7 protein-coding genes are annotated in these 6,285 nt (G+C 50.2%); all 7 read right to left on the bottom strand.

The window, feature by feature from the left end:
* Positions 1-375, bottom strand: a 375-nt coding sequence (locus QVO39_RS01025; protein ID WP_288171345.1) for a thiamine diphosphokinase, incomplete at its 3' end; no start/stop codon positions are given.
* The gene (gene pnuC, locus QVO39_RS01020) at positions 356-949 is read right to left on the bottom strand and encodes a nicotinamide riboside transporter PnuC (protein WP_021902640.1); all 594 of its coding nucleotides are present in this window, start codon (positions 947-949) and stop codon (positions 356-358) included. The genes QVO39_RS01025 and pnuC, both read right to left, overlap by 20 nt.
* A gap of 43 nt (positions 950-992) precedes the next feature.
* Positions 993-1,580, bottom strand: a complete 588-nt coding sequence (gene yihA, locus QVO39_RS01015; RefSeq protein WP_021902639.1) for a ribosome biogenesis GTP-binding protein YihA/YsxC — start codon at positions 1,578-1,580, stop codon at positions 993-995.
* Positions 1,581-1,582: 2 nt separating this feature from the next.
* A complete protein-coding gene (locus QVO39_RS01010; RefSeq protein ID WP_021902638.1) occupies positions 1,583-2,551 on the bottom strand; it encodes a diacylglycerol/lipid kinase family protein in 969 nt (322 codons plus the stop codon).
* Positions 2,548-4,725, bottom strand: a complete 2,178-nt coding sequence (locus QVO39_RS01005; protein ID WP_021902637.1) for a cation:proton antiporter — start codon at positions 4,723-4,725, stop codon at positions 2,548-2,550. Before QVO39_RS01005 ends, QVO39_RS01010 begins: the two co-directional genes overlap by 4 nt.
* A 6-nt stretch (positions 4,726-4,731) precedes the next feature.
* On the bottom strand, positions 4,732-5,646 hold the full coding sequence (locus QVO39_RS01000; protein ID WP_021902636.1) for a 1-acyl-sn-glycerol-3-phosphate acyltransferase: 915 nt from the start codon (positions 5,644-5,646) through the stop codon (positions 4,732-4,734).
* Between the two features lie 16 nt (positions 5,647-5,662).
* A partial coding sequence (locus QVO39_RS00995) for a PdxA family dehydrogenase (RefSeq protein WP_288171337.1) occupies positions 5,663-6,285 on the bottom strand: 623 nt, incomplete at its 5' end.

The raw sequence follows: 6,285 nt of genomic DNA, 5'->3' as shown, positions 1-6,285 counted from the left end.
CTCGGGGAGTAGAAAAATATTGCCCACAGAGTGATCCTCTCGCCGACCTGTAGCTCCGATAATGGCGATCTTTTTCCACCCCTTATCTATGGCAAAAGTGACGCCCTTGGTGAGGTCGTTGGTCTCTTGATCGGCGATCTTGGTAAAGGGTACGCCCGCCCGCTTCAGCTCCTCTTCATTCACTGAGTCTCCGTCACCTACCACGGCATCGGGCTTGCGAGTAGTGAGCTCTAAATAGCGTCGGAGAGCACCGTCACAGACCACTACGTGAGGGGCTACTTGCAAGAGCCTTAGCGTCTCCTCATCATGGTGAAGGTCGCCATTTGCCACTACGACGACTTCGGGTGTGTATGGACTATTGAGGTTGATTTGCATCGTGCTGAAGCTTTAGTAGTTTACGCCAATTAAAATACCCCACCACCGAAATCACGGTGTAGAGGGTAAAGAATAAGCCGGTGATCGTGTAAGATTGTAGAAAGTAAAGGGTACAATAGATCGCATTCGACGAGATCCAGCAATACCAGCTCTCAATATACTTCTTTCCCAAAAGCCACATGCCATAGAAGCTGATGGCGGTAGCGGCGGCATCAAAAGCGGGAAAAGGGCTCCCCATATAGTACTCAAATAGAGGCCATAACCCCAGAAAAAGCAAGGCTACTAGGCCTAAAGTCCAGAGATGCCGCTCGGGTAGATGGGAGATGGGGAGTTCCTTCGTTTCTCCATCTTTGCGGTGCTTGAGCCACTCACGCCAGCCCCAGACACAGGCGATGATGTAGTAGATATTGACCAGCACATTGCCGTACACCTCACTTTGCCATGAGATATAGATGTAGAAGAGGGGTAGCACGATGCCGACTGGCCAGAGCCAGACACTCGCCTTCATCTCTAGCCATACATAGAGGATGCCAATGGTGGCTGCTACCAATTCTATTATTTGCATCAATTCCATAGAGCTCTTCCTAAGGTTACAAAGGTACCAAATATATAGTGGGTCAGAGAATTTGCTCAATATACTCCAGCAGCTGCTCCCGCCCCTCACCACTCTCCGAAGAGGTGACAAATAGAGGGGGAAGCTCCTCCCAACTCTTGAGTAGCTCCTCTTGATAGGCCATGAGGCTCATCTTCGCAGCCGACTTAGAGAGTTTATCGGCCTTCGTGAAGACAATAGAGAAAGGAACGCCCGTCTCGCCCATCTCATTAATGAAGTCGACATCTATCTTCATCGGTTTATGGCGGATATCCACCAGTACAAAGAGATTGACCATCTCCTCTCGCTGATGGATATAATCCTCTATCATCTTTTTGAAGCCACTCCTCTGGTCCTTGCCCACCCGAGCATAACCGTAGCCAGGAAGGTCGACAATATAAAAGGAGTCATTGACCAAAAAGTGGTTGATGAGCTGCGTCTTACCAGGTGTTTGGGAGGTTTTGGCTAGGCCTTTCACCCCCGTGAGTAGGTTGATGAGCGAAGACTTCCCCACGTTGGAGCGCCCGATAAAAGCTATCTCGGGTATTCCTTCCTTGGGGCATTCACTTAGCTTGCTACTACTGGTGATAAATTGTGCTTTATTGATTTCCATACTTACTTAAATCGCTCTTTGATATCTGCTGTCCATCCATGAAAACCGCTCGCCGCTTGGTGTAGCAGGTCGAGCATAGACTTATTGTAGCTCTCCTCCTTCCTACTGACCACCTGAAGAGAAGCGGGACAGACCTCGATCTCTAGTCGGTCGGTCTTGTGCTTCGGCTCTCCATCAATGTGGTAATTGACCCTATTGGGTGTCTCAATGAGGATATGCTTGCCTTTGTAGAGGGCGGCGTACTCATTCCTATCAATCCCCTTGGTAAATAACTGCATAGCTATTTTAGTTGCCTCAATATGAGGGAAGGGCTTGAGGATTGTGAGGTCCAGTACTCCATCCGTTAGGCTAGCATTGGGTGCAATATAGGCATTATTGCCATACTGAGAGGCGTTGCCAATAGCAATAAGAAAGGCGGTTGCTGTCACCTCCTTACCATCGATGAGCAGGTGGTAGTCATTGGGGTGGTAGTTGAAGTACTCGCTTACCGCTTCCTTAGCGTAAGTGGTAAGCCCTCTAGCGTCGCTTTTGGCAAACTCCTTAGATATCTTCCCGTCGAAGCCGATGCCACAGGTAACGAAAAAAGGCTCTCCATTGGCGGTGCAGGTATCCATCGTCATCACATTATTCTCAAGCAACACCTTCGTTGCTTCACTGGTGTCCAAAGGGATTTGTAGCTCACGTGCCAATCCGTTGCCACTCCCATTAGGGATGATACCGAGCACCTTATCCGAATGAGTCAAGGCACGTGCTACCTCATTCACAGTGCCGTCTCCGCCTATTGCCACAATCACATCGTAGTCGCTATCCAGAGCCTCAAGTGCCAGTTCGTAACCATGTCCTTCATACTCCGTAGTGAGTAAACTGGCGGAATGTCCTGCATTCTCTATCCGCTCCAATGCTTTTTGGTGGATAGAGGTTTGGCCCTTCTTAGGACCAGAAATAGGATTAGCTATGAGTAGATATTTCATTTCTTATTCGCTTGCAAAAGTAGGGTGGTTGGGATTTTGTGGATAATCTCAGGGTCCTCAGTGCGTAGCTCTTGCCATAGGTGGTAAGGCATCAGTAGAAGGTCGCAAGAGGACTTGATCTCCTCCAACTCTGCCTGCCCAGCTTGGTACTGCTTAATAGTTGCCTCGGTCGTTTGAGTAATAGTCTCTACCAAACTCCTAAAGCCCTCCTCTTTTTGATCCGAAAGAATGGCAATCTGCTTTGCCTGTTGCTCCAGACCACGATCTATTACCACACCGATGGCACAGTGAGGGATCCTCACGAAGTCCTCTGTATGGTCCTCAAATAGATTGTGGAGATTAAAGAAGTTGATGGTCTGAGAGAAGATTTTTGAAAAGCTACGACCAAACTTGAGGTGCCGCTCCCGCATCGCCTTATCCTCGGGGTTGGCAGAAAGCTCTAGTCCAGCACCCACCAGTAGTAGGTCGGCTCCCTTTACCCTCGTCGCCTTGGCGATAGAGTGAAGCGGGTCATCCGTCACCTCATAATACTCTTCCACCCCGTATCCCGATGCATCGGCATGCGACTGAATAGGGGCGAAGTTTTGGCTCCGATATAGCTCGGCATCGCTCTTGCTCGTGTCGCTTCCCACGGTGAGGTGCAGACCGACCAATTCCACAGACTCCTCTGGCTTGGCAAATAGGCTCTCCACGATATGGAGCATCGTCAGCCCCATCTTACTTCTCGCAAAAGAGAAGAGAATATGGAAGTGCTGGTGATCGGCTCTTGTGGCACGCTTGACCCATATTTTGTTGGTTAAATTGATCACAGGGGTGGTCATAAAGGTGGTGACCAAGGTCATAATCACCAGCATCGCATAGATAACTGGCGAAAGGATACCCAGCTCTAGTCCCATAGAGAGAATCACCAGCTCCATCAGCCCACGTGTATTCATCAAAATACCCATATAAAGGCTATCGTGTGGCGTCTCGCCCACCACCCTACAGGCGGAGTAGGTGCCGCCAATCTTGCCAAAAATTGCCACGAGGGTTATCAGACCCGTAATCCACCAGTGGGTGGAGGTATTGAGCAAACCAATCTCCGTAGAGAGCCCACTTGATACAAAGAATAGAGGCAGGAATATCGCCAAGGCAACATCCTCAATCTTCTCCGTGAGCATATGCCGGAAGTTGAGGTTGTCGGGCATCACCACTCCCGCAATAAAAGCCCCGAAAAGGGCGTGTAGCCCCAGTACCTCCGTCACGTAGGCCGAGATAAGTAGAAGGGTAAAGGAGAGTGCTACCACTCCCTTTCCCGCCACCTCCTTCGTCTGATAGGTAGCTCCAATCATAGCGAAAAGCGGGCGAACCACCCCAAACATAATCGCCATATAGACCCCTGCAAAGAGGATGGTAAAGAGGGCACTAAGTGCCGACCCAGCCTGTGCAATTGCCATGATTACCGCTAGTAGGCACCACGCCGTAATATCGCCATTCGCCGCACTCGCCATAGAGAGGATCCCTAGGCGAGATTGCATCTTACCCTGCTCTTGGATAATCCTTGCCAGCACAGGGAAAGCGGTCACACTCAGGGTGATACCTACGAAGAGGGCAAAGGTAAGCACCGTGGCATCGGCACCGCTATACTCCTCATAGAGAAATACCGCCAAGATAGCACCCAGTATAAAAGGTGCCACAATCCCCGAGTGGGCAATCACAAAGCTCTGCCGGAGTTGCTTTTTGATCTCCTCCAGATTGAGCTCCATCCCTATCACAAACATAAAGAGGATCAGACCAAACTGACTCAGCAATGAGATGTTGTGCAGACTCTCTTGTGGAAACAGAAAGTTGAAACCCTCCGGCCATAGCCATCCCACTACCGAGGGACCCAAGATGATACCCGCCAATATCTCGCCAATCACCGAGGGCTGCCCCATCTTGGTAAAGAGCCACGCCACAAAGCGGGCGAATATCAAGATCACAATCACCTGCAAGAGCAGTAGCCCAAAGATAGAGGTCACATGCCCATGTAGGATATCGGTAAATATCCCAAAGGCCTCCCCAAGTGAGACCTTGCCAGTAGGCTCAGCGTGAGGGTCGGGTAGTCGTGACAGTATGCCTACTACGATCACCCCTGCGATAAGGATGGCGATGTAGTAGAGCAGATCCTTCTGTTTATACCACTTTCGGCTCATAATGGTTCAATGATTCTGTAAATAATCGAGACGCCCTTTGTACGATGGTAGAATACCCAGGCACTGCCTCATCAGGTAGTCTCTACTTTCACTCAAATCTTTATGGCGCGATAGCTCATCGGGCATAATAGGGGCACCAATGTAGACCTCTATTTCCTCTCCCTTCTTATTAAATAACTCCCTTGGGATCAGTATTGAAGCAGTATCATACCCCCACCGCTCACCAAAGCGGTAGTATCGGCGAGAGTTGTTCCCCTCAAACATAATGGGGAGAACCGGAATACCCGCCCGCTTCATGATTCGGACATTATTGAGCTTCCACGGTATCTCCATAGGCTGTCCATACCGCTTTTGGTAGTGAGGCAATCCTCCCGCCGGAAACATTCCCACAGGGTGTCCACCCTGCACTCTATCCGCCACCAGTCGTAGTCCGGAGATATTCTTTTGTGGGTCGTGCTCACGGTCTTTCATGATCGGTTTTACCGGTATCCAATACTCACTGAGAGCCGAAATCTTATTCAGCATCCCATTCACCAGCACCATAAAGTCCTCCCGCTCTCGTAGCATAATATCCAGTAATATTAGCCCGTCCAATCCCCCAAAAGGGTGGTTGGAGACGGTGAAGAAAGCCCCCATCTCTTTAAGTGCCTTAAGGTGCTCCCCGCCGTGAATCGTGTAAGAGACATTCACCCTCGGGTCTTGGAGCACAGCGGTTGTTAGCTCCGTTCCCCTCAGGTGCGTATAGTCGGAGTGCACCTCATTGAGTTCAGATACCCGAAGTGCCTTCATCAGCCCTACTCCAGTAAGTCGCCCTATCTTACTTCCGAAGAAAGGGTGCACCTCATCTCTTAGATCCTCCACACTGAGGATCGGTGAAGCCGCTTTAGAATGCCCACTCCTTGATGCCCTAATTCTCGTCACGCCCCTAAGCTTTTATTTATAGTTCGTCGTCACTCTTAGAGAGGTCTAGGCGCACATTGTCCTTACCCCTCTCCACATACTTCTTCTGTAGAGGGTTGGCTGTAGCCTCTTGATACCGCATTCTATTCCTATAAATATCAATCGCTCTATAAATGGCATTGCGGAAAGAAGCCTCATTCGCCACCCCCTTACCACAAATATCAAAGGCGGTACCGTGGTCGGGCGAAGTGCGGATAATTGGCAGACCCGTAGTGATATTCACTCCTTCATCCATCGCTAGAAGCTTAAAAGGCAGAAGCCCCTGATCGTGATACATCGAGAGTACCGCATCAAACTTACGGTAGTGCCCACTGCCCCAGAAGCCATCTGCAGCAAAAGGACCAAACGCCTGTATCCCCTCTTGCCACGCCTCCTCCACAGCTGGAGTAATCACCTCCACCTCCTCCAGCCCGAGGAGCCCATTTTCCCCAGCATGAGGGTTGAGCCCCATCACAGCGATCCTAGGCTTTTCAATGCCAAAGTCTTGCTGTAGTGTCCTCTCAAGCTGCTTCAGTCCGTTCTTGATGCCCTCCTTGGTGATGAAGGTAGCGACCTTGCTGAGTGGCTCATGGATCGTGAGTAGGGCCACACGGATCTCCT

This window comes from Porphyromonas sp. CAG:1061 (assembly GCF_000435035.1).
GTDB lineage: Bacteria > Bacteroidota > Bacteroidia > Bacteroidales > Porphyromonadaceae > Porphyromonas_A > Porphyromonas_A somerae.
Note: the sequence above shows the minus strand (reverse complement) of the source record. Positions and strands in the feature narration are given on the sequence as shown.

Bases quoted from the DNA above. Each gene is read 5' to 3' on its own strand.
- pnuC (WP_021902640.1), bottom strand. From the start codon at position 949: ATGGAATTGATGCAAATAATAGAATTGGTAGCAGCCACCATTGGCATC.
- yihA (WP_021902639.1), bottom strand. From the start codon at position 1,580: ATGGAAATCAATAAAGCACAATTTATCACCAGTAGTAGCAAGCTAAGT.
- QVO39_RS01010 (WP_021902638.1), bottom strand. From the start codon at position 2,551: ATGAAATATCTACTCATAGCTAATCCTATTTCTGGTCCTAAGAAGGGC.
- QVO39_RS01005 (WP_021902637.1), bottom strand. From the start codon at position 4,725: ATGAGCCGAAAGTGGTATAAACAGAAGGATCTGCTCTACTACATCGCC.